Source organism: Lactococcus sp. NH2-7C (assembly GCF_029953655.1).
Lineage (GTDB): Bacteria > Bacillota > Bacilli > Lactobacillales > Streptococcaceae > Lactococcus > Lactococcus lactis.
The window spans coordinates 1,738,220-1,758,848 of sequence record NZ_CP124538.1 but is presented as its reverse complement, the minus strand read 5'-3'; the positions used below and the strand labels follow the sequence as shown (position 1 = coordinate 1,758,848).

Genomic DNA, 20,629 nt, shown 5'->3' with positions numbered 1-20,629 from the left:
AAGGCTTTTTAATTAATATTAGTCAATTTCCACAAAAAGAGTCTGGAACTCATTGAGTAACCCAGACCCTTATTAAATGATTTATTTGTTCATTAGTTGGCTTTACTCATTGAATTTGCCACTTTAATGGCTGTTTTATAGTCAGCTTTTGTTGAATCAACATAGCCATCATGTGAATAAATGGCAATGACTTTCTTTCCTTCATCAGTCTTAGCCATATCTTTAATTGCTGCTGAAAGTGCTTTTTTGAAGTCAGCTGTCATGATTTTTGATTTTTCTGAAACCATGATTCCATCATTGGCAATAGCAGGTGTCACACCGATAACGTTTGTATCATCCCAAATACTTTCTTTTGCGCCGAAAGTTGTGGTCCACTTAGCAGCGTCATCCATTCGTGCGTCAGCATATTCTGGCATTACATCAATTTGACCTGAAGCAAGCTGAGCCATTGCTGAATCATAAGAATCCATGGTAACTGTATTTTTTAAATCACGAATCGAATGCTTAAAGTTCTCAGTTAACCATTGCGAAGGATACATGTAACCTGCCGCAGATGAGGTTGATTCAAGCCCCCATTTTGCTTCGCTTAAATCTTTCCATGTCAAAGTTCCGTCGTTGGCTTCTTTAGCTAACTTTTTACCCATTGGAGAATTACCAGCAATGATCAGCGAACGGTAAGAAGTCACTTCTTTATCGGTTTTAGTTGTTGGTTTATGTTCATTCCAATATTTTGCAGAATCTGAGGCATCATTTGAAAGTCCTTTACGCGTTGCCATCAAGAGTGGAGTTGAACCATCTTGATACATGGCATAAGTTGTCGCTGACATTCCATAACCGACATCAACTGAACCAGCATCGAGTCCTTCACCAACCGCTTGATAATTTGTACCAACACTAGTATCAATATTTTTTACTGTATAGCCTTGTTTTTTCAATTCAGATTTCAAAATATTTGCGATTGGTTTAGTCGCTGTGGTAATATCATCCGGATTTTTGGATGGAATAAATGAAATCTTTAAATTTGAAATGGTTTTGCTATCAGATTTTGATGCAGAGCTACTATTACCACAAGCTGCAAGTAATGATACTGCAATTAGTGCGCTTGCTGTAAGTCCAATGACTTTCTTCGATGTCTTTTTCATTATAAAAATGAATCTCCTTAAGATTTTTATCAATCGGTTGATGAATCGGTATGCTTCACAAAGTAATTCTAACCCATTTTAATTTATCTGACAATGACCTTTTTGTAAATATTCTGTTAACAGTTACCATTGTACGTAAATACCGAACTTTATTTTATAAAATTACATTATAATGCTTTTTTGCAGATACATTTTTTATAAAATACAAAAAACCAGTTTAAATTGTTTGTATATACCAAACTTTAGCTTAACGATTTATTGTTTGATAAGGCTGTCAAACTTTTTGCTATAATAAACTTATGAAAAATTTAACTTTTACGGTCAGCATGTCTGACCTTGGTTTAGAAATTCGTCTTCCATCAACTGCCTTTTTACGCATTTTTGATCAGAATAACGCACGTTTTGATTTGCAAAATGATGAGCTCTTCTTTTTATTAAAAAAAGGGCAGATTAAAATGATTGCCAACGATTTAGAATTAATTCCTAAGTTAGAATTTGATAAAGTCGTGATATTAAATATGGCTGCCTATGATTTAGAGCTGGAGTACCTAACGCAATATTTAGTTAATTTGGCTGAGGAAGCTGGCATTATTTTACGTGATAAAGCCGAGTCAATTAAAATTCCAAGCAATATCGAAAAAGCTTGTACCACTTCTGCTGACGAGTTTTTGACTGCTTTAACTGCTTTTGGCATTAAAATAGAAAAGAAAAAAGCCTTTTCTCCTAAAGCGCAACATCGCTGGAAAAAAGGACTTTCTGAAGTTGAATTTTTTGTTAATCGTTCTGACAGTAAAGCAACCATTATTTGGGAAAAATCCAATCAACTCGTGATAAAAGCCGGGGCTAAAATCGCCGAAAGCGGTGGAATGAAATCTGATGGCACACCAGGTTTAGCCTATCGTTTTACACAAACTTTAAGAGAAGAACAAAAAGACAATTGGGATGCTAAAACATTCACAACTACGGCGGATATTGTCTTAAAATCAGTCAATGAAGTGGGACATTTCCTTTACTTTGCTGGAACGAATAGCTGGTTACAATTGGTCGATAAAGAAGGACGGACAATTCATGAATTATCTGTAGTCTAGTAATTTTTACTAAAAGCTGACAATAGGACTTCCTAATCTGTGAATTTCTTCTTGCTAATCTTTTTTTGTAGAGTTACAATGTAGCAGAGGGAGGCGGTTACGTGACTACTGCTTATCTGCCACTTGGCAATGACATTCAACTTCAAAAAATATATTTGTCCGAATTGCTGACGAAGAAAAATGAAATAATTGATTATCTCTTTTGTTATCCAGAGCTCAAACTTCATCTGAAAGAGCTTAAAGAAAGTTTTCCGCAAACAAAAATATTAATGATTAATCAACTCTAAATTAAAAAAGTTACTAACAGAACTGTCAGTAACTTTTTTAATTTATTTCATTAACTCATAGTAAAGTTGGCCCATATTGCCTTTAAAATCAAGGACTTCGTCAGCAATTTTTACTTCAACAACTTCAATTTCATCAGCAATGGCATTATAATCGCTTTGTTGAAGGGCTAGGAAATCGTTGACTCCGTCAAATTCTTCAGTAAAGGTCATGCCATTTTGAAGTTTTCCAATTAATTTCATCATTAAACTTCTCCTTCTTCTATGTCTTCAAAAACGAGACTAGGCTTTGCATTTAAATCTAATCCTGCTTGAACATTTTCCAAACCTTTTTTCCATTCAATATATGCTGCTGCTGCAATCATTCCAGCATTGTCACCACAGAGTCTTAAAGGAGGAATAATTAACTTTTCGTCAGTAATTTCTGCTGACAAACGCTCACGTAAGCCTTGATTTGCTGATACTCCACCGCCGATTATTAGCGTTTTTACTGGATATTTTTCCATGGCTAATTTAGTTTTGGCCATAAGGACATCGACGACCGCAGCTTGAAAGGAAGCAGCTAAATTTTCTAAATCATTAGCAATCACATCATTCCCTTTTTGATTTTCGTTATGAACGAGATTGATAAAGGCTGATTTTAAGCCTGAGAAGCTAAATTCTACTTCATGTGTGTTCATCATTGCTCGTGGGAAATTATAAGTATCAGCTCCTTTGTGTGCTAATTCATCAATGACTTTTCCACTCGGATAAGTCAAGCCCATCACTCGGCCAACTTTATCATAAGCTTCACCGGCAGCATCGTCACGAGTTTCACCAACTTTTTTATAGCTTCCTTCTTTTTCTACGTAAACAAGTTCAGAATGTCCACCTGAAACCAAAAGGGCCATAGCTGGATATTCAATGGTATCCACTAAACTTGCAGCCATCAAATGACCGGCCATGTGATTGACTGGAATCAATGGAAGATGATTTGCCCATGCAAAAGTTTTTGCTGCCATAATTCCAACTAACAAGGCACCATTTAAGCCTGGACCTTCGGTCACCGCAACGGCCGTCAGTTGGTCAGCCGAAATTTCTGCTTCTTCAAGTGCTGCTTCAATACAAACAGTAATTTGTTCGACGTGATGACGGCTGGCAATTTCTGGCACAACTCCACCAAAGCGTTTATGACTATTGATTTGACTGGCAATGATATTACATAATAATTCATTTCCATTCTTTAAAATTGCCACCGAAGTTTCATCACATGAAGTTTCAAAGGCTAATATATAATTATCTTTCATTTTTAAAATTGCTCTTTTCTCATTAACAAAGCATCTTCAAGAGGTTTGTCATAATAATTTTTTCTTGTATGATAAATCTTAAAACCAAATTTTTCATAACATTTTTGAGCGGCAAGATTGGACTTTCGAACTTCCAAAAATAAAGTTCCACTAAATGTTGACACTTCTGTCAGTAAAAAACTCGCTAGTCCTTGCCCCTGAAAATCAGGATGAATAGCGATATTTGTAATTTCTAATTCATCCATTATTGTTGAAATTGCTAGTACTCCAACAATTTTTCCCTCTTCTTCTAGGAAGAAATAATCGGAATTTTCATTGATTATATCAGCTAAAATGTAAGCTCGTGTCCACGGTGATTCTTCATAAGCAAGTGACAAAAGGTCATAAATTTGAGCTGAGAGCTTTTCTATGGTTGAAAAATCTTTTTTATCTTCTAATTTATTTTCAGAATAAGAGAGATGTTTTAGCTTCATTTTTTCAATTTCTTGACCATCCAAATGGCATCGGCTCCGTCTTCATAGTATTCTGGCAATAATTTTTCAGTGACAAAACCTTGCCTACGATAAAGTCCCTGTGCTTTGGTATTGTCACGACGAACTTCCAAAGTCATCTCATTTTTTCCGAGTGCACTCATCAATACAATTAGTTGTTCAATTAAAGTTGAAGCAATTTGTTGTCCTTGAAAGGCTTTAAATACTGCGAGATTAGTGATATGTGCATCTTGGCCATGGTGATTGATTCTAGTTCCAATAAAACCAATGACACTGCCAGAAATTTCAGCCACAATGAAAAAGGCTTCATCATTTTTGACGATTTCATGTTCAAAATGAGAGAAGGTCCATGGAATATCTCCATTGTAAACATCTCGTTCAATCGCAAGCAAAGCAACAATATCAACTCTATCTGCCAATCGATAATGAACACCTTCTCGATCATGTTCAAGATCAATGTCGGCCATTTCTAAATAACGCCGAGGATTAAATTTTTTTCCACTAAACCCTTTGAACGTAGTCGTCAGGAGTGTTTTCAGCTTTTTCATGACTTTCCAACCATTTCTCTTCGGCCTCAACTTTTTTGAGGTAATTTGGCACAAAAGCGTGCACATTTTCAGGAGTTAATTTTTCGGCAATTTTAGCAATTTCATAGGCTGATGGGAGCTTTTCTAAACTGTCAGAAATGATTTGTTCTTCAGAGAAACCAGCATTTTGAATCGCTTCAACGAAATTATCAGTTTCCCCTGTGAAAATAACTTGTTCGAATGAAGAAACTTTCTCTGATAAATCAGCCAAAAAATCACTAAAATTGCAATGCTGATCTGCAATTATTTGCTGACCATTTTTATAAAGAGCTGCATAAGCATTACCACGTCTTGCATCAATCATCGGAAGCACGTAAGCATTTTTGTCTTGAACGCGATTAGCAATTGCCAATAAACTTGATAGACCAACAAGCTCTTTATTTAAGCTAAAAGCCAATGTTTTTCCAACTGTCGCAGAAAGTCGCAAACCTGTATAAGAACCAGGGCCTTGTGCTACCGCAATCCGGTCAAGTTCTTTGGCTTCAAGACCAACTTGAGCCATCAAAAAATCAATGCTTGTCATCAAAGTTGTACTGTGATTTTTTTTCAAATTTAATGTTACTTCACCAAGTAATATTCCGTCAGCAACCACAGCTACTGACAAAGCCTTTGATGAGCTATCAAATGCTAATATCTTCATTTTTTACCTATAATATTTCTGAAAGTATGTTATTTTTTAATTACTGATAGACTTTTACTGACAGCCACTTATCCAATGCGACCTATCTACAAATAATTTTTATCTTCTCTGTCATCAGTTCTACTTCCTTATATTTTACCACGCTTGCCTTGCAAGTTCCACCATTATTTTTTAGGAAGCGCTTCATTTATAAAATTAATGAACTCAACTTTCCATTTCTTTGCAAATATGCTAAAATGATAGTAATTGCAAAGAACAGCAAACACGAACTATTAAGAAAGGAACGAGCTTTTGCTCGTGATTTATAGAATGATTTTTAAAGTTTTCTACCAAAAAGATAATACCCGCTCACCACGTCGTGAGACTACTGAGGCTCTTTACCTCGACCTTGATGTTGCTACTAAAGAAGAAGGCGTTATTCTTGCACGCGAACTTCTTGCTAAAAATACCGCCTACCATGTAGAGTTTATTGACTCACTTTCTGATGAATCTGTCGAATATGAAAAAGAAACTGGCGTATTTGAAATCACAAGCTTCTAAGACTGACCGGAGTATAAAGGAGAGCACTTTAGATTTTTGTCAAAAATGACAGCAATCTAAAGTGATTTTCTTGTACCTTTAAAATTCTGTCAGTAAATATTACATTAAAAAAACTAACTGACCAACTTGTCAGTCAAAAAATAAAATAAAAAATCCAAAGAATAGGAGAAACATGCCAAAGCAACTTAAAATAAAAGCTGATGAAGTCGCAGTTTACGCCATTGGCGGACTGGGCGAAATCGGTAAAAATACTTACGGCGTTGAGTATAAAGATGAAATTATCATCATTGACGCCGGAATTAAATTCCCAGAAGACGACTTATTAGGTGTTGACTACGTCATCCCTGATTATACTTACATCGTTGAAAATATTGATCGTATCAAGGGTCTCTTCATCACTCACGGACACGAAGACCACATCGGAGGAATTCCATTCCTCTTGAAACAAGCCAATATTCCAATTTATGCTGGACCATTGTCGCTTGCGCTCATTCGTGGAAAACTCGAAGAACACGGGCTTTTACGTGATGCTAAACTTTATGAAATTCATGCAGATTCAGTCATTAAATTTAATCATTTAAGTCTTGACTTCTTCCGTACGACTCACTCAATTCCAGAACCTTTAGGAATTGTTGTAAATACTCCTCAAGGTAAAATTGTGGCTACTGGTGACTTTAAGTTTGACTTCACACCAGTAGGTGAACCTGCTGACCTTCACCGAATGGCTGAACTTGGAAGCGAAGGCGTTTTACTCCTTCTTTCTGACTCAACCAATGCTGAAATTCCAACTTTTTCACATTCTGAAAAAGTCGTTGGTGCAAGCATCATGAAAATTTTTGAACGTATTGAAGGTCGGATTATTTTCGCTTCATTTGCCTCAAATATTTTCCGTTTGCAACAAGCCGTTGATGGAGCAGTTAAGACTGGACGCAAAATTGTCGTTTTTGGTCGTTCAATGGAAAAAGCAATCGTGAATGGTTTGGAACTTGGTTATATCAAAGCCCCTAAAGGCACCTTCATTGAACCAAATGAAGTTAATCAATACGCTTCACATGAACTTTTAATTATGTGTACAGGTTCGCAAGGCGAACCAATGGCCGCACTTTCAAGAATTGCCAACGGAATGCACCGTCACATTACCTTACAAATGGGTGATACGGTTGTCTTCTCATCAAATGCTATTCCTGGGAATACCCACGGTGTTAACCAATTGATTAACAAAATTGCTGAAGCTGGCGTTGAAGTCATCTACGGTAAAATGAATAACATTCACACCTCTGGTCACGGTGGGCAACAAGAACAAAAGCTCATGCTACGTCTCATCAAACCGAAATACTTTATGCCTGTTCACGGTGAATATCGAATGCTCAAAATTCATGCGGGACTTGCTCAAGATACTGGTGTCCCTAAAGAAAATTGTTTCATTCAAGAAAATGGTGACGTCCTTGCATTAACTGCTGACAGCGCAAGATATGCCGACCATTTCCCAGCCTCTGATACTTATGTTGATGGTTCAGGAATTGGTGATGTCGGAAATGCCGTTCTCCATGATCGTCATGAACTTTCAGAAGACGGAATTGTTCTTGCGGTTGCAACCGTTGACTTTGAAAAGAAAACCGTTCTTGCTGGTCCCGACATGCTTTCGCGTGGATTTATCTACATGCGTGAGTCTGGTGATTTGATTCGTAGTGGTCAACGTGTTCTTTTCAATGCCATTCGTGAAGCAATGCATGAAGAAAACGCAAATGAAGCTTCTGTGGCTCGTGCGATGCGTGAAGCACTGTCACCATTCCTTTATAAACAAACTGAACGCTCACCACTTGTTGTTCCAATGATTATGACACCTGATGAATAATATTTATTAATAAAAAAAGACTCAATATATAATGATTCAGTCTTTTTTTATTGTCCTAAAGCAGCACCTTAGAACTAAAAATATCTAAATAAGCTCATTCCAACAATAGAATATACCCAAGTAGAAATATATTCTAAGATTATAGTAATCATAGCTAAATTTTACTTTATAAAAATTTAATGGTATTATTATAAAGTAATAAAAATGGAGAATAAATCTTATGAAAAAAACAATCCTTTGGTCAGCTACATTTTTGAGTTTATTTGCATTAGTTGCCTGTTCAAATTCTAAAAGTTCTGAAAATCAGACCAAAAAAGAAACTACTTCTAGTTCTAAAGTTACCTCAAGTTCAAAAACTAGCAATAGTAAAAATTCTGCTACTCATTCTACGAACACTTCTCCTTCAAGCAGTCAAGCAAATACCAATAATTCTGAAAAAGTACAAAAAAGTTCTTCGCCTTTATCTGGATATAGCGCTGAACAGGTTGAGTATGCACGCGTAACCGAAACCCTTCTAAGTTATTATAAATATGATTATCAACCTGTTTCTATCAGTGTTACTAAAAATGGAGCTAATCACCAAGTCTTTCCTTTTTCCGGTTCTGTAGTTGTTCCTCAGGACACAGTAACATTATCTTTTAGTTCTGATAATACAATGGCTGGAACCACTATTGTTACCTATAGCTCTAATCATAATGGGTCAATCAATTTTTATAAAGATCCAAATCATTACCAAGACGAAAGATATCTTAAAGATTCTGCTTGGGTAAAAAAAGAATCTCAAAAACTATTGGACAGTAGCCAAACGCTTGCCATTCCAACTTCATTTGATGAACAAGCTGCTCAAATCATTTCTAAGATAGAAATTAAATAAAAATAATTAATTTGAATCTTTGAAGCAACTTTAAAGGAAAATTTTACCTATTCATCTATTATAAATATAAAAAATCTCTGATTATTCAGAGATTTTTTTGTATTCTTTGGTCAATCTTTGATGAAGTTCTTCTTTTTCTTCTTGACCAATAAAGGCGCCATCAATTGCGTAATGATTTATTTTTTCAAAATCAGAAAGAGAAAAATCTGGGTACCAAGCTGAGATTTTCTCATATTCTTTGCTTAAATTTGTAGCCGAAACCATTCGATTGTCGGTATTTAATGTCACATGTATTCCTTTGTCATAAAGTTCTTTAAAAGGATATTGCGCAAGCTCTGTCACAGCTTTTGTTTGAAAATTACTAGTCGGAGCCATTTCTAGAACGATTTGTTTTTCAATCATCATTTTTTGTTCAGATTTGGACAGATTTTTAGTCATAATTCCATGTCCAATGCGACTTGCCCCCATTGCAATTGAATCTAAAATATTTTGCTCACAGGCTGGGCATTCTCCAGCATGAAGCGTCACATTGACACCCTTAATTTTTATATTATGGATCAAATTTACAAATTTTTCCTGTGGATAATTTAATTCATCACCCGCCATATCAAATCCGACAAGATGTTCATCAGGAATCTTATCAAAAAGTGGCAGCAGTTTTTGTAATTTTTGAATTGGTTCTTGTTTTAATCCACAAACAAGTGCATTTGCTCTTATATCAAAATCATTCTCTGCACGAGAAAGGCCAGCAATGACAGCCTCCACTGCTTCTTCAAGGGTTAGATTTTCCAAGAGATGTTGGCTTGGAGCAAAACGAATTTCAATATATTTAATATTATCATCAGCTGCCTGTCTGACAACATCATAAGCAGCTAACTCCAGATTCTTATAAGTTTGCAAAAGTGGTAAGACAAAATCAAAACGTTGCAGGTATTCTAGCAAATTTTTTGTATTTTCTGGGGCTTGTGCCTTCTCTAAAATTTCCTCGTCGGACATTGCCATATGAATTCCAGCATTTTTAGCGAGTTCTTTAATGACTGGCAAGCTAAGCGAACCATCAAGATGGCAATGAAGTTCAACTTTTGGCATTTGAGCAATAATTTCTGATTTAAGCACGAATTTTTCCCTTTTCTTTTTCATCAAATATTTTTACATGATATAAAAGATTTCGAGCTGAATAGCTCGAAGTCCTTCAAAAATGTATTTTTACTATTCTACGCTTTTTTGTGAGAAAAAGCAATTATCATCTTTACGATTTTAATTTATCTTGTGGATAAGATTTTTTAGGCTCAATTAAGCCTTTTTTTTGCAATTATCCCCAGTTTATCTTAACTTATTCACAGTTTTTGGGGAAAAAGTGAAGAAAATGTGGATAAATTTCTTAATTCTTAATAAAAAACAAGCCGAATTTTTAATTTCCGCTTGTTTTTAATATTAATTTCCCTCGACATTTTCCACAACGATACTTTTTTGTATCAATTTTTCTTTGCCGAGGATAAAGTTGGCTGCAATTTTGACAGCTATAATAATATTTTAACTTTTTATCAACTACTGAGGGAGCATATCGTAAGCCACCAACTTGGGCAAGAAGTCTTTTAAAATCAGCATCTTGATGTTTATAGCCTCTTTTAGAGCGATACAAATGGTAATGAGTTAATTCATGAAGAATTACCCCTTCAAAGTCTTTAAGTTCAGCCATTTTAGGATTAAAATCAAGATGTAAATCTTTGGGAAAGAAACGACCACCGGTTGTCCGTAAGCGTTGATTCCACTTTGCTTCGTGGTCAAATGATTTCTTAAAATATGTGAGTGACATTTCTTTTACTTTTGCTGTCAATTCTTGATTAGTTAACACTTTTCCTCCTTTGACAGGCTCGCACAGACGACTGTCAGTAAATTTTACTGACAGCTTCGCTTAATGAAACTAGAATCAAAAAATTTACTGACAGATTATTTTTCTCGCGGATTCACTAAGGTTAAATTAATTTTTCCTCTTTGTAAATCGAGAGATTTAACCCAAACCGTTACGATTTGCCCTACAGCGACAACATCACTTGGATTTTTGACAAATGATTTACTCAAATCAGAAACGTGTGCCAAGCCGTCATTTTTAATCCCGATATCAATAAAGGCACCGAAATCGACAACATTACGGACCACACCTTCAAGTTGCTGACCAATTTGTAAATCTCCAGCTGACAAGACATCTTGCCTTAAAATTGGGGCATCAAAACTATCACGCAAATCACGGCCTGGTTTTTTTAAATCGTTGATAATATCAGTCAATGTTTCCTGACCAAGACCAAGTTTTTCAGCCATTTCAGGAATATTTACTGACGAAAGTTTGGTCAGTAATTCTTCGTTACTGACAGAAGGTCCAGCAGCAATTTCCGCTAAAAGTTGTTCCGTAACTTTATAAGATTCTGGGTGAACACCAGTGTTGTCAAGGAAATTTTTTCCTTCTGGAATTCTTAAGAAACCTGCCGCTTGTTCAAATGCCTTAGCTCCCAAACGCGGGACTTTTTTTAGTTCCGCTCTTGTCTTAAGTGCGCCATTTTCTTCACGATATTTTACTACATTCTGTGCCAAACTTTTATTAAGACCAGCTACGTGTGAAAGCAAACTAGGACTGGCTGTATTGACATTAACACCAACTTGGTTAACTACTGTTTCCACGACAAAATCGAGATTTTCTGTTAATTTTTTCTCAGAAACATCATGTTGATATTGACCAACACCAATGGCTTTTGGTTCGATTTTTACAAGTTCAGCCAATGGATCTTGCAAACGGCGTGCAATCGAAATTGCTGAACGTTTTTCAACAGTCAATTCTGGAAACTCTTCACGTGCCAACTCGCTCGCTGAATAAACAGAAGCTCCAGATTCACTAACAATCACATAATAAACATCAGAAAAATTATTTTCCTTAAGCACTTCTGCAACAAAACTTTCAGATTCGCGACTGGCAGTTCCATTCCCAATCGCAATCATATTTACACCATATTCTCGAATGAATTTTGCTAAATCTTTTTTCGCTTGAGCGATTTGACCTGCGTTTGCTGGCTTAACAGGATAAATGACAGTTGTCATCAATAATTTTCCTGTCTCATCAACAATAGCAAGTTTCGCTCCAGTACGGTAAGCAGGGTCAAATCCCATGACTACACGTCCTTTAAGCGGAGCCACCAATAATAAATTTTTCAAATTTTCGCCAAAAACCTCAATGGCAGATACTTCAGCTTTTTCTGTCAATTCAGTTCGAATACTACGTTCCATGGCCGGAATCAATTTTTTCTTGACGGCATCTTTAATCGCCACTTGCATCATTGGATTATTTTGAGCAGCAAAACGGGCAGCAAAATAACGTAAAATTTTGTCTTCATTATTTTCAAATTTTACTGACAGAATTCCCAATTTTTCACCACGGTTTAAAGCCAATACACGATAATTTGGTAATTCCGAAACTTTTTCTGAGAATTCATAATACATTTGAAAAACTTGCTTTTCATCAACAGCATCTTTTTTCAAACTACTTGTCAGTAAACTATTATTTTTAATTTCACCGGTCAGCCATGAACGCAAACGTGCATCTTCAGAAATCGCTTCTGACAAGATATCCACGGCACCTTCCAAAGCTTTTTGAGGGCTTGTAAAATTCTCATTGACAAATTTTTCAGCTTCTTCTTCAAGATTCGCTGAATTTTTTACAATCAATTGAGCCAAAGGAAATAAACCATTTTCCTTTGCAATCGTTGCTTTTGTTCGACGTTTCTCTTTATAAGGCAAATATAGATCTTCAACTTCTGTCAGTTTTTCAGCAGCTAAAATTTGTGCTTTAAGCGAATCAGTCAACTTACCAAGCTCTTCGATTTTTGACAAAACAGCCGTTTTACGTTCTGATAATTTTGTCAGTAAATTATCTTCATCAATAATTTTTTTGATTTCAACTTCGTCAAGTGAACCTGTTGCTTCTTTACGATAACGAGCAATAAACGGAACAGTGTTCCCTTCTGCTGTCAATTCTAATACTTTTTCAACTTGTGAATTTTTGATATTCAATAATTCAGCAATTTTTTTAACATTTTCCACTTAGAAATAATCCTTAACTAGTTTTTGTCATCAATTTTAATGGACAGTGTCCTACCTCTATTTTACCAAAAAAGTTACTAAAAAATCGCTCCCAAACAGGAGCGATTTCAAAATGCAAATAAGAAATTACATCATTTTGTTGTAGAATTCAACGATCAATGCTTCATTGATTTCTGGGTTGATTTCATCACGTTCAGGAAGACGAACAAGAGTTCCTTCAAGTTTATCAGCATCAAATGATACGAAGTTAGCGCGACCTTTAGTAGCTTCAACAGCTTCAAGGATTGCAGGAACTTTCATAGATTTTTCGCGAACTGAGATCACTTGACCAGGTTGTACGCGGAATGATGGGATATCAACGCGTTTTCCGTCAACAAGGATGTGTCCGTGGTTTACGAATTGACGTGCTTGACGACGAGTAGTCGCAAGACCAAGACGGAAAACAACGTTATCAAGGCGTTGTTCAAGCAAAGTCATGAAGTTGAAACCAACAGTTCCTTCTTTAACTTTAGTTGCAGCAATGTACAAGTTACGGAATTGACGTTCAGAAAGACCGTATGAAAAACGAAGTTTTTGTTTTTCAGCCAATTGAAGACCGTATTCAGAAAGTTTTGAACGGTTGTTTGGACCGTGTTGTCCAGGTACGTAGTTACGACGAGCGATTTCTTTACCAGAACCAGAAAGTGAGATACCGTAACGGCGTGATTGTTTCCATGATGGACCAGTGTAACGTGACATAATTTATGTCCTCCAAATATTTTATTTGAAGAATATTGACAGCCTCGAATTCGTTCATTTTACCTTCGCTTATAGCTTCAGTTACTTGACACAAGGAGTATAATAGCTTAGGCTCCCTGACATAACAGCAAAATGTTGACGAGCTTTCTAGCTGACTGCTATATTCAACTTTTCTATTATACCAAAAATCCTTATTTTGTCAATATCTTTCACATTAGAACAAGTGATTTAAATAAAAAAACTCATCTGCAAGAGATGAGTTAGAAAATTAAGAGATTAGGATTCAATTTTAATTAATCTAAAATTCCTAAACAAAAATTATTTTTCTTCTTTTTTAGCTTCTGGTTTTGGGGCAGTTCTTACGCCTACTGCGTTAAAATGTTTTTTACCGTTACGTTTACCAAATTTATGTGATTTATATGCCATGATGGCTCCTTTCATTTAATGCTCGCTTTTAGTAATTTTCTAAACTCACATTATCACTTGAATTTTATCATATCTTGATAACACTTTCAAGGATTATGGAAGATTATCCAATTTTGACATCAAAAAAACTCATCCACGAAAGATGAGTTAGGGTTAGTCGGTAATCGGGAAGACAGGATTCGAACCTGCGACACCTTGGTCCCAAACCAAGTACTCTACCAAGCTGAGCTACTTCCCGTAGCTAATATTAAATTTTTGAAACTTCTTTGTTCAGTATCTCCACTTTTAAGAGTACTTGTAAAGTAAATTTGCTTCGCAAATTCCTATCCACAACCTCAAAGCATGCTTTGAGCTCTACCAAGCTGAGCTACTTCCCGGACATGATGTGCTTGACGCTTTAGCGTTTAGCAATTTGGTTCTTCGCGCTTGTCGCGAAGTTCCAAATATTATTTTAGAATTTTTAAATCCTTACCGATACCTCTCTCATTGCATCTAAAATATCAGTATCAAACAAAAAAATGACTTTCGCCATATTCTGTTTATGCAAGCGGTAGGATTCGAACCTACAACCGCCTGATTCGTAGTCAGGTACTCTATCCAGTTGAGCCACGCCTGCGTTTCTCTCAAACGACTATATTAGTATATCAAGTTTCCCATAGGTTGTCAAGAATAAACTCATTGGATTTGAAATTTTTAGAATAATCCTTCGTCAAAAGCGAATAAAAAAGAGTAGAATTACTTCTCCTCTTCTTATTTTATTATCTACCAAAATAAACTTGTTGAGCCTTAGCTCCCCCATCTTGTACTGTTAGCAAAGTGCTGACCGTTACAAAGGTATAACCTTGTGCTTTCAAATTTTGAATAATCTGTGGTACCGCATCTACTGACCATTGATGAATATCATGCATTAAAATGATTGCTCCATCATGAGCGTAAGTCGAAACATTTTGAACAACTGGAGCGCTTGTACGATAACGCCAGTCATTAGTGTCAACAGTCCAATTGACTGCACTCAAATTTGTTTGACTTAAAACAGACTTATTATAACTTCCATAAGGTGGACGGAAGAGTGTTACATTTTTACCTGTAATTTTATTAATTAACTGATTTGCACTCTCAATTTCTTGCTTTTGTTGATCTGGTGAGAGTGTCACCAAGTCTTTATGGTCCCATGTATGCGAAGCGACTTCATTTCCTCTATCAGCTTCTTCTTTAATAATTTGGGGGCAGGCTTGAGCTTGTTTTCCTAGAGCAAAAAAGGTTGCTGGAACTTGTGCGTCTGTTAAAATTTTTAATAATTGAGGGGTCGTATTAGGGTTTGGTCCATCATCAAAGGTCAAGGCAATCAATTTTTTATTTGCATATTGATTTTGAACGTTCGCAATACGTTCCGCTTCTTTTTGACGCTCAATAAGTATTTGTTTATCAGCATTTACTTGTTTTGCCAATGCTTCTTTGTCTGATTTCTCATAGGGAGCCTTTAATAATTCTAAAGCCTCTTCAGAGCTTTTTATTCCTTCTTCACTTATATTTTCATGGGCTTTTGCAACAATCTGGTTCACTTTATCAATCTCTGACAAATAGTTTGTCAATTGACTCATTGATTTATCTAAAGAAGTTTTATCTTTAACATGAAGCTTATCAATTAACTTATGAGCCTGATCAATATCGTTTGCTTTTCTTGAATTATAGGCTTTGTCTTTTGCATTTCTTGCCTCATCTACTTGTTTTTCATAGGCAATTTTTTGCTTTTGAACTCCTTGATCATAATAATAGGTCCCTACTCCCGCTACCACTATTAATAATGCACCTATAAGTAAGGTAAGCTTCCAAAAAGCTTTCTTTGCCCCTTTTGATTTTAATCTTTTTTGTTTCATTTTTCTTCCCTAAACAACTTTTATTATTTCAAAAAAGTTCAATTATAACAATTTAACTACTGAATGATTTAAAAAAACTCTATCTTCCTATCTTAACATATCCCTTCTTGAGATTAAAGCCATCAATTTATTATTTCTTCATCTTCTGATATCCGATTAACTTTAAATTGTAAAAATTGGCTAATTGTATCAACAGCGAAATCAAGGACATTCTCGTCTGGATTCATTTTTTGTGAATGAAGGGGAGCATCACTATCAATTCCTAACCAGAACATGACTCCAGGAATTTTGCTCAAAAGGTAACCAAAATCTTCACCAGTCATGGCTGGAGCGATGTCAATAAGATTAGCCTTAGTTTCTTTTTTGAAAAATTCCATCAGTTCTTTAGCAAGTTCAGGATGATTTTCAACTGGAAGATAGCCGCCTTGTTTAAGTTTAAGATCAATTTCCATGTTAAAAGATTGCGCGATTCCATTTGCAAGTTCTCTTAAACGTTTTTGAGTCAATTCATTGACTTCTTGGGTCAGACTCCGGATAGTTCCATGTAAAAAAGCACGTTCAGCGATAATATTATTCGTTGTCCCAGACTCCATTTTTCCAAATGTAACCACTGCTGAAGCTAACGGATCCACATTACGGCTTACAATCGTCTGAACCTGAGTGATAAAATAAGCAGCTGCTACCAAAGCATCATTTGCTGTGTGGGGAAAAGCAGCATGTCCTCCTGTTCCAATAAAGGATAATTCAACTTCACAAGTCCCTGCAAAAAGCGTATGCTGATTCGTAGCGATATTACCTACTTTTAAATCTGGTCTGACATGTAATCCGTAAAATTCATTAGGAAGCCAATTTTCAAATGCTCCGTCATCATACATTAATTTTCCACCCGCTTCATTTTCTTCAGCAGGTTGAAAGAGAAAGAGGAGATTATCTCTTGGTTGACTTTCACTCATTTTTTCCAATAAACCAAGAGCAACAGTCATGTGAATATCGTGTCCACAAGCATGCATTCGTCCATTTTTACTAGCATAAGGTAAATCAGTTAACTCTTCAATAGGTAAACCATCAATATCTGCTCGCCAACCAATTGTCTTTTCGCCCTGACGTCCTGCTAGATAAACTAGAATTCCAGTTCGCCATGTTCTCACTTGAATAAATGGTTTATTTTGAATCAGTTCTTGAATAATGGCTAGTAAATACTTTTGAGTTTCGTATTCTTCAAGACCAATTTCAGGAATTTGGTGAAGCTGCCGTCTGATTTCGATTAAATTTATCATATTTTTCCTCATTACTAAGCTAAATTTCAAAAGTTTTATATTTATTTTACTCTTTTTCGGATGTATATTGCCCTTTTTAGCAAAAAAACTTTTGCTAAGATTAACAAAAGTTCAGAAATAAGCTATTTCTTTAATTTTACAAATTTCTAAGGGCATCTTCTAAAGCCGTTTTTTGTTGTGTTTTTTCATCTATTTCTTTGATAATTCGAGCTGGAACACCAGCAACAACAACGTTTTCTGGAACATCTTGGGTAACAATTGCCCCTGCTGCAACAACAGAACCTGAACCGACTTGTACTCCTTCGATTACAACAGCATTGGCTCCCACAAGGACATTATCCCCAACACGAACTGGTTCAGCACTTGCAGGCTCAATAACACCAGCCAAAACAGCACCAGCACCAATATGAGAGTTCTTACCAACCGTCGCACGACCACCCAAAATTGCCCCCATATCAATCATTGTGCCTTCACCAATTTCAGCTCCGATATTGATGATAGCCCCCATCATGATGACTGCATTATCACCAATGGTTACTTGGTCACGAATAATTGCTCCTGGTTCAATTCGAGCATTGATTTCTCTGGTATCAAGGAGAGGAACGGCTGAATTTCGGCCTTCAAGCTCTAGAGTGTAATCTTTATTTTCAGTTAAGCCAGAAAGTAATGGACGTACTGCTTGCCAATCTCCAATGATAATTTTTAAGCTGTAATGTGTGTGAAAATCTCCCAGAACTTGGATTCCTTTATTGGCTAGTGCCTTAAAGTTTGGACGCCCATTTTCAGCAAGAAAACCAGCTGCTTTAAAACTAGGCATTCCTGATAAGGTTACCTTGACACGTGTTTTTTTCTCAGCGTTCCCGATGAATTGAATTATTTCTTGTGCTGTTCGTTTTTGTGCTTCCATTTTTACTCCATTCTAGGGTCATTAATTTATTGATGACACTTTATAGGTCTTTTTATGATTCTGTCAGTAAAAAATTTACTGACAGAATCATTTTACCTACAATATTATTGTTCTATATTATAGCAAATTATCAAATATTTGGAAAATTTTCAATTCTGCTTAAAGAAAAAACAGCCGAAACTGTTTTTTTTACTGACAGAACTGTCAGCATTTATTTTATAAACTCAGAAAGACTTTCTTTCTTTTTATCAAATTTGATAAAAGTTCCGTCAGCACTTCTCTTCATAAATGTTGGAACGGTTTCTACTTCGTGAGCTTTACGAATCGCTTGTAATTCTTGATTGAGGTCTGTATTTTCTGTGTCAACGTAATAAATCATTTTGTCAGCATAGTCAGGAAGAGCCTTAACAAATCTTCTGGTCCAAGGACAAGTGACACGTCCAAAAAGTACAAATTGGCCTTCTGTCAGCTCTGACAGACGTTCTGGCGCAAGTGGAATTAGTCCTTTTACATTTTCAAAAAATTCAGTGCGCATTTCTCCAGTGTAAGGTCTTTCGACCCATTCACCAATAACAATAAAGGTATTGTCCTCAGGAGCAATAAAAGAAAACATGAATCTTCCATCAACAGCTGGCGTAATCGTACTTACAGGAAGTCCAAGTTCAATGATTTTATCATGAATTTCATCAATTGTTTCTACTGAAATTGCTAAAGTTTCAGGATTTGGGTCATAGGTTTCATTAAGTGCTACTTCATCTTCCAAACCTAATTCTTTCCAAAAAATTTCTGCATTTTCCAAGCTATTTACGTTTAAAGTAATCATTTTTTCTCCTCTTGAGCTTTTATTTAGGAAACTTTTGACCATAAAATAAGTAAAAATGTCATTATGATAATAGAAACAACGAGCAGACTATCTCGCATTTTCCATTTGAGTTGACGATACTTTGTACGTCCATCTCCCCCTTGATAGCCTCTGCTTTCCATTGCGACTGCCAAGTCATCCGCACGACGGAAAGAACTGACAAATAATGGAATTAAAATCGGAATGACTGATTTGATTTTTTTCAGTAAATTTCCTTCGCCAAAATCCATCCCTCTGGCTTTTTGAGCATTCATAATCATTGTTGTGTCATCCATTAATGTCGGAATAAAGCGTAAAGAAATAGATAACATCAAACCTAATTCATGAACAGGGACTTTGATTTTTTTCAAAGGTCCTAAGCCTTTTTCAATTCCATCAGCCAAGGTCAAGGGTGGCGTGGTCAGCGTCAAAATTGTTGACATAAAAATTATCAAGACAAAACGAAAGAAAATATAGACAGCATTAATTAAAGATTCTGTTGAAATTTTGATAAACCATAAACTAAAAATGACATGTTGACCATTAGTAAAAAGCATTTGGAAAATAACTGTGAATAGAATCAAACCAATCATTGGCCGTAGGCCTTTTAAAAAATAAGAAACTGAGACTTTTGATAATAAGACACCTGCTAAAGTGTAGAGCACTAAAAGTAAGTAGCCTAACCAATCATGAGCCAAAAAGATAATGACAACAAAAGCAATCATCACCAAAAGTTTTGAACGCGGGTCCATGCGGTGAATGATACTATCACCTGGAATATAACGTCCCATCAGCATATTTTGCATCAGTTTTCACCTCCTGATTTTACTGACAGACTTGTCAGTAAATTAACAAGTTCAGCTCGCGTGATTGGCAATTTTTCAAAAGTATAGCCCCCTGTTTTTTGAAGTTGGTCAGCAAAATGAGTCGCTTTTGGCACTCCCAATTCATGTGCTTTCAAAAAATCAACTTCTTGAAAAACATCTGACGGAGTACCACAGCTGATAATATGTCCTTTTTCAAGAAGATAAACATAGTCAGCATAATCAGCCACATCATCCATTAAATGAGTGACTAAAACAACGGTTTGACCCGTCTGATGAATACTCTCAAAAAGTTGCATCATCTCAATTCTAGCTTTTGGATCAAGGCCTGCTGTTGGTTCATCAAGCACCAAAACTTCTGGTTCCATCGCGAGAATCCCAGCAATGGCCACACGACGCATTTGCCCTCCTGAAAGTTCAAAAGGAGATTTTTCCCAAAATTCTTTTGAAAGGCCAACCATTTCCAGTTTTTCAGCAGCAATTTTCTCAGCTTCTTCTTTTGAAATTCCAAAGTTTTGTGGTCCAAAAGCGACATCTTTTAAAACCGTTTCTTCAAAAAGTTGGCTTTCAGGAAATTGAAAGACTACGCCCACTTTTTTGCGGACAGGTTTAATTTCTTTTTGTTTACTTGTTGAACTGACAACAATATCACCTACTCTAACTGTTCCTTGCGTAGGTTGCAACAAACCATTCAGATGTTGCAAAAGCGTCGATTTACCAGAACCAGTATGACCAATCAAGGCCGTGTAACTTCCTTTTTTGACTTCTAAATCAATGTCAAAAAGGGCACGACTGGCAAAGGGACTGTTGGGCTGATAAGTATAATTTACTTTTTCAAATTTAATCATTTTTCTTTTTTCTCA

The 20,629-nt window shown here is 35.9% G+C and carries 21 protein-coding genes and 2 tRNA genes; 5 read left to right on the top strand and 18 right to left on the bottom strand.

Features of this window, described 5'->3' with window-relative positions; genetic code table 11:
* Window positions 1-92: 92 nt before the first annotated feature.
* Window positions 93-1,142, bottom strand: a complete 1,050-nt coding sequence (locus QJV49_RS08925) for a phosphate/phosphite/phosphonate ABC transporter substrate-binding protein (RefSeq protein WP_225512318.1) — start codon at window positions 1,140-1,142, stop codon at window positions 93-95.
* 299 nt (window positions 1,143-1,441) lie between these two features.
* On the opposite strand from QJV49_RS08925, the gene QJV49_RS08920 reads away from it, so the two are divergent.
* Window positions 1,442-2,230 carry a hypothetical protein gene (locus QJV49_RS08920; protein WP_225512317.1) on the top strand — a complete coding sequence of 263 codons (789 nt, stop codon included), beginning with the start codon at window positions 1,442-1,444 and terminating at the stop codon, window positions 2,228-2,230.
* A 101-nt stretch (window positions 2,231-2,331) separates the two neighbouring features.
* Complete coding sequence (locus tag QJV49_RS08915) at window positions 2,332-2,517, top strand: hypothetical protein (RefSeq protein ID WP_225512316.1); 186 nt, start codon at window positions 2,332-2,334, stop codon at window positions 2,515-2,517.
* Window positions 2,518-2,559: 42 nt separating this feature from the next.
* Here QJV49_RS08915 and QJV49_RS08910 read toward each other — a convergent pair whose 3' ends face one another.
* The 5 genes from QJV49_RS08910 to tsaB are packed head-to-tail and all read right to left on the bottom strand — an operon-like array spanning window position 2,560 to window position 5,518.
* Window positions 2,560-2,760, bottom strand: a complete 201-nt coding sequence (locus QJV49_RS08910; RefSeq protein WP_003131704.1) for a DUF4649 family protein — start codon at window positions 2,758-2,760, stop codon at window positions 2,560-2,562.
* Window positions 2,760-3,800, bottom strand: coding sequence for a tRNA (adenosine(37)-N6)-threonylcarbamoyltransferase complex transferase subunit TsaD (tsaD, locus tag QJV49_RS08905; RefSeq protein WP_139917652.1), 1,041 nt, complete (start codon window positions 3,798-3,800; stop codon window positions 2,760-2,762). The genes QJV49_RS08910 and tsaD overlap by 1 nt, the downstream gene beginning before the upstream one ends.
* A gap of 2 nt (window positions 3,801-3,802) precedes the next feature.
* A complete protein-coding gene (rimI, locus tag QJV49_RS08900; protein WP_225512315.1) occupies window positions 3,803-4,273 on the bottom strand; it encodes a ribosomal protein S18-alanine N-acetyltransferase in 471 nt (156 codons plus the stop codon).
* Window positions 4,270-4,839 carry a ribosomal protein S18-alanine N-acetyltransferase gene (gene rimI / locus QJV49_RS08895; protein ID WP_225512314.1) on the bottom strand — a complete coding sequence of 190 codons (570 nt, stop codon included), beginning with the start codon at window positions 4,837-4,839 and terminating at the stop codon, window positions 4,270-4,272. The genes rimI (QJV49_RS08900) and rimI (QJV49_RS08895) overlap by 4 nt, the downstream gene beginning before the upstream one ends.
* Window positions 4,793-5,518 carry a tRNA (adenosine(37)-N6)-threonylcarbamoyltransferase complex dimerization subunit type 1 TsaB gene (gene tsaB / locus QJV49_RS08890; protein ID WP_225512313.1) on the bottom strand — a complete coding sequence of 242 codons (726 nt, stop codon included), beginning with the start codon at window positions 5,516-5,518 and terminating at the stop codon, window positions 4,793-4,795. The genes rimI (QJV49_RS08895) and tsaB overlap by 47 nt, the downstream gene beginning before the upstream one ends.
* A gap of 309 nt (window positions 5,519-5,827) precedes the next feature.
* Here tsaB and QJV49_RS08885 point away from each other — a divergent pair, with 309 nt between their 5' ends.
* The 3 genes from QJV49_RS08885 (at window position 5,828) to QJV49_RS08875 (ending at window position 8,787) form a co-directional block, all read left to right on the top strand.
* Window positions 5,828-6,058 (top strand): RNA polymerase epsilon subunit, encoded by a 231-nt coding sequence (locus QJV49_RS08885; protein ID WP_003131711.1) that lies wholly within the window; start codon window positions 5,828-5,830, stop codon window positions 6,056-6,058.
* Window positions 6,059-6,230: 172 nt separating this feature from the next.
* Window positions 6,231-7,913 carry a ribonuclease J1 gene (gene rnjA / locus QJV49_RS08880; protein ID WP_003131712.1) on the top strand — a complete coding sequence of 561 codons (1,683 nt, stop codon included), beginning with the start codon at window positions 6,231-6,233 and terminating at the stop codon, window positions 7,911-7,913.
* A gap of 220 nt (window positions 7,914-8,133) precedes the next feature.
* On the top strand, window positions 8,134-8,787 hold the full coding sequence (locus tag QJV49_RS08875) for a hypothetical protein (protein WP_225512312.1): 654 nt from the start codon (window positions 8,134-8,136) through the stop codon (window positions 8,785-8,787).
* Window positions 8,788-8,868: 81 nt separating this feature from the next.
* Here QJV49_RS08875 and add read toward each other — a convergent pair whose 3' ends face one another.
* The 12 genes from add to QJV49_RS08815 all read right to left on the bottom strand — a co-directional run bounded on the left by add (window position 8,869) and on the right by QJV49_RS08815 (window position 20,614).
* On the bottom strand, window positions 8,869-9,927 hold the full coding sequence (gene add / locus QJV49_RS08870; protein ID WP_225512311.1) for an adenosine deaminase: 1,059 nt from the start codon (window positions 9,925-9,927) through the stop codon (window positions 8,869-8,871).
* Between the two features lie 271 nt (window positions 9,928-10,198).
* On the bottom strand, window positions 10,199-10,642 hold the full coding sequence (locus tag QJV49_RS08865) for a SprT family protein (protein WP_225512310.1): 444 nt from the start codon (window positions 10,640-10,642) through the stop codon (window positions 10,199-10,201).
* Window positions 10,643-10,737: 95 nt separating this feature from the next.
* A complete protein-coding gene (locus tag QJV49_RS08860) occupies window positions 10,738-12,876 on the bottom strand; it encodes a Tex family protein (RefSeq protein ID WP_225512309.1) in 2,139 nt (712 codons plus the stop codon).
* Between the two features lie 126 nt (window positions 12,877-13,002).
* Window positions 13,003-13,614, bottom strand: a complete 612-nt coding sequence (gene rpsD / locus QJV49_RS08855; protein WP_004255752.1) for a 30S ribosomal protein S4 — start codon at window positions 13,612-13,614, stop codon at window positions 13,003-13,005.
* A gap of 590 nt (window positions 13,615-14,204) precedes the next feature.
* Window positions 14,205-14,278 (bottom strand) — tRNA-Pro (locus QJV49_RS08850).
* Window positions 14,279-14,582: 304 nt separating this feature from the next.
* Window positions 14,583-14,656 (bottom strand) — tRNA-Arg (locus tag QJV49_RS08845).
* Window positions 14,657-14,798: 142 nt separating this feature from the next.
* Entirely contained in the window at window positions 14,799-15,917 is a 1,119-nt protein-coding gene (locus QJV49_RS08840; protein WP_225512308.1) for a polysaccharide deacetylase family protein, read from the bottom strand.
* 122 nt (window positions 15,918-16,039) lie between these two features.
* On the bottom strand, window positions 16,040-17,194 hold the full coding sequence (locus QJV49_RS08835; RefSeq protein ID WP_225512307.1) for an N-acetyldiaminopimelate deacetylase: 1,155 nt from the start codon (window positions 17,192-17,194) through the stop codon (window positions 16,040-16,042).
* A gap of 136 nt (window positions 17,195-17,330) precedes the next feature.
* A complete protein-coding gene (dapD, locus tag QJV49_RS08830) occupies window positions 17,331-18,101 on the bottom strand; it encodes a 2,3,4,5-tetrahydropyridine-2,6-dicarboxylate N-acetyltransferase (protein WP_225512306.1) in 771 nt (256 codons plus the stop codon).
* Between the two features lie 211 nt (window positions 18,102-18,312).
* On the bottom strand, window positions 18,313-18,924 hold the full coding sequence (locus tag QJV49_RS08825; protein ID WP_225512305.1) for a thiol-disulfide isomerase: 612 nt from the start codon (window positions 18,922-18,924) through the stop codon (window positions 18,313-18,315).
* Between the two features lie 23 nt (window positions 18,925-18,947).
* Window positions 18,948-19,748, bottom strand: a complete 801-nt coding sequence (locus QJV49_RS08820) for an energy-coupling factor transporter transmembrane protein EcfT (RefSeq protein WP_225512304.1) — start codon at window positions 19,746-19,748, stop codon at window positions 18,948-18,950.
* Window positions 19,748-20,614, bottom strand: a complete 867-nt coding sequence (locus tag QJV49_RS08815; RefSeq protein WP_225512303.1) for an energy-coupling factor ABC transporter ATP-binding protein — start codon at window positions 20,612-20,614, stop codon at window positions 19,748-19,750. Before QJV49_RS08815 ends, QJV49_RS08820 begins: the two co-directional genes overlap by 1 nt.
* Between the last annotated feature and the right edge of the window lie 15 nt (window positions 20,615-20,629).

Coding starts and splice junctions, on each gene's coding strand:
- QJV49_RS08885 (WP_003131711.1), top strand. CDS start 5,828: ATGATTTTTAAAGTTTTCTACCAAAAAGATAATACCCGCTCACCACGT.
- QJV49_RS08815 (WP_225512303.1), bottom strand. CDS start 20,614: ATGATTAAATTTGAAAAAGTAAATTATACTTATCAGCCCAACAGTCCC.
- QJV49_RS08820 (WP_225512304.1), bottom strand. CDS start 19,748: ATGCAAAATATGCTGATGGGACGTTATATTCCAGGTGATAGTATCATT.
- add (WP_225512311.1), bottom strand. CDS start 9,927: ATGAAAAAGAAAAGGGAAAAATTCGTGCTTAAATCAGAAATTATTGCT.
- QJV49_RS08925 (WP_225512318.1), bottom strand. CDS start 1,142: ATGAAAAAGACATCGAAGAAAGTCATTGGACTTACAGCAAGCGCACTA.
- tsaD (WP_139917652.1), bottom strand. CDS start 3,800: ATGAAAGATAATTATATATTAGCCTTTGAAACTTCATGTGATGAAACT.
- QJV49_RS08825 (WP_225512305.1), bottom strand. CDS start 18,924: ATGATTACTTTAAACGTAAATAGCTTGGAAAATGCAGAAATTTTTTGG.
- QJV49_RS08920 (WP_225512317.1), top strand. CDS start 1,442: ATGAAAAATTTAACTTTTACGGTCAGCATGTCTGACCTTGGTTTAGAA.
- rnjA (WP_003131712.1), top strand. CDS start 6,231: ATGCCAAAGCAACTTAAAATAAAAGCTGATGAAGTCGCAGTTTACGCC.
- rpsD (WP_004255752.1), bottom strand. CDS start 13,614: ATGTCACGTTACACTGGTCCATCATGGAAACAATCACGCCGTTACGGT.
- QJV49_RS08875 (WP_225512312.1), top strand. CDS start 8,134: ATGAAAAAAACAATCCTTTGGTCAGCTACATTTTTGAGTTTATTTGCA.
- rimI (WP_225512315.1), bottom strand. CDS start 4,273: ATGAAGCTAAAACATCTCTCTTATTCTGAAAATAAATTAGAAGATAAA.
- QJV49_RS08835 (WP_225512307.1), bottom strand. CDS start 17,194: ATGATAAATTTAATCGAAATCAGACGGCAGCTTCACCAAATTCCTGAA.
- QJV49_RS08840 (WP_225512308.1), bottom strand. CDS start 15,917: ATGAAACAAAAAAGATTAAAATCAAAAGGGGCAAAGAAAGCTTTTTGG.
- dapD (WP_225512306.1), bottom strand. CDS start 18,101: ATGGAAGCACAAAAACGAACAGCACAAGAAATAATTCAATTCATCGGG.
- tsaB (WP_225512313.1), bottom strand. CDS start 5,518: ATGAAGATATTAGCATTTGATAGCTCATCAAAGGCTTTGTCAGTAGCT.
- rimI (WP_225512314.1), bottom strand. CDS start 4,839: ATGAAAAAGCTGAAAACACTCCTGACGACTACGTTCAAAGGGTTTAGT.
- QJV49_RS08910 (WP_003131704.1), bottom strand. CDS start 2,760: ATGATGAAATTAATTGGAAAACTTCAAAATGGCATGACCTTTACTGAA.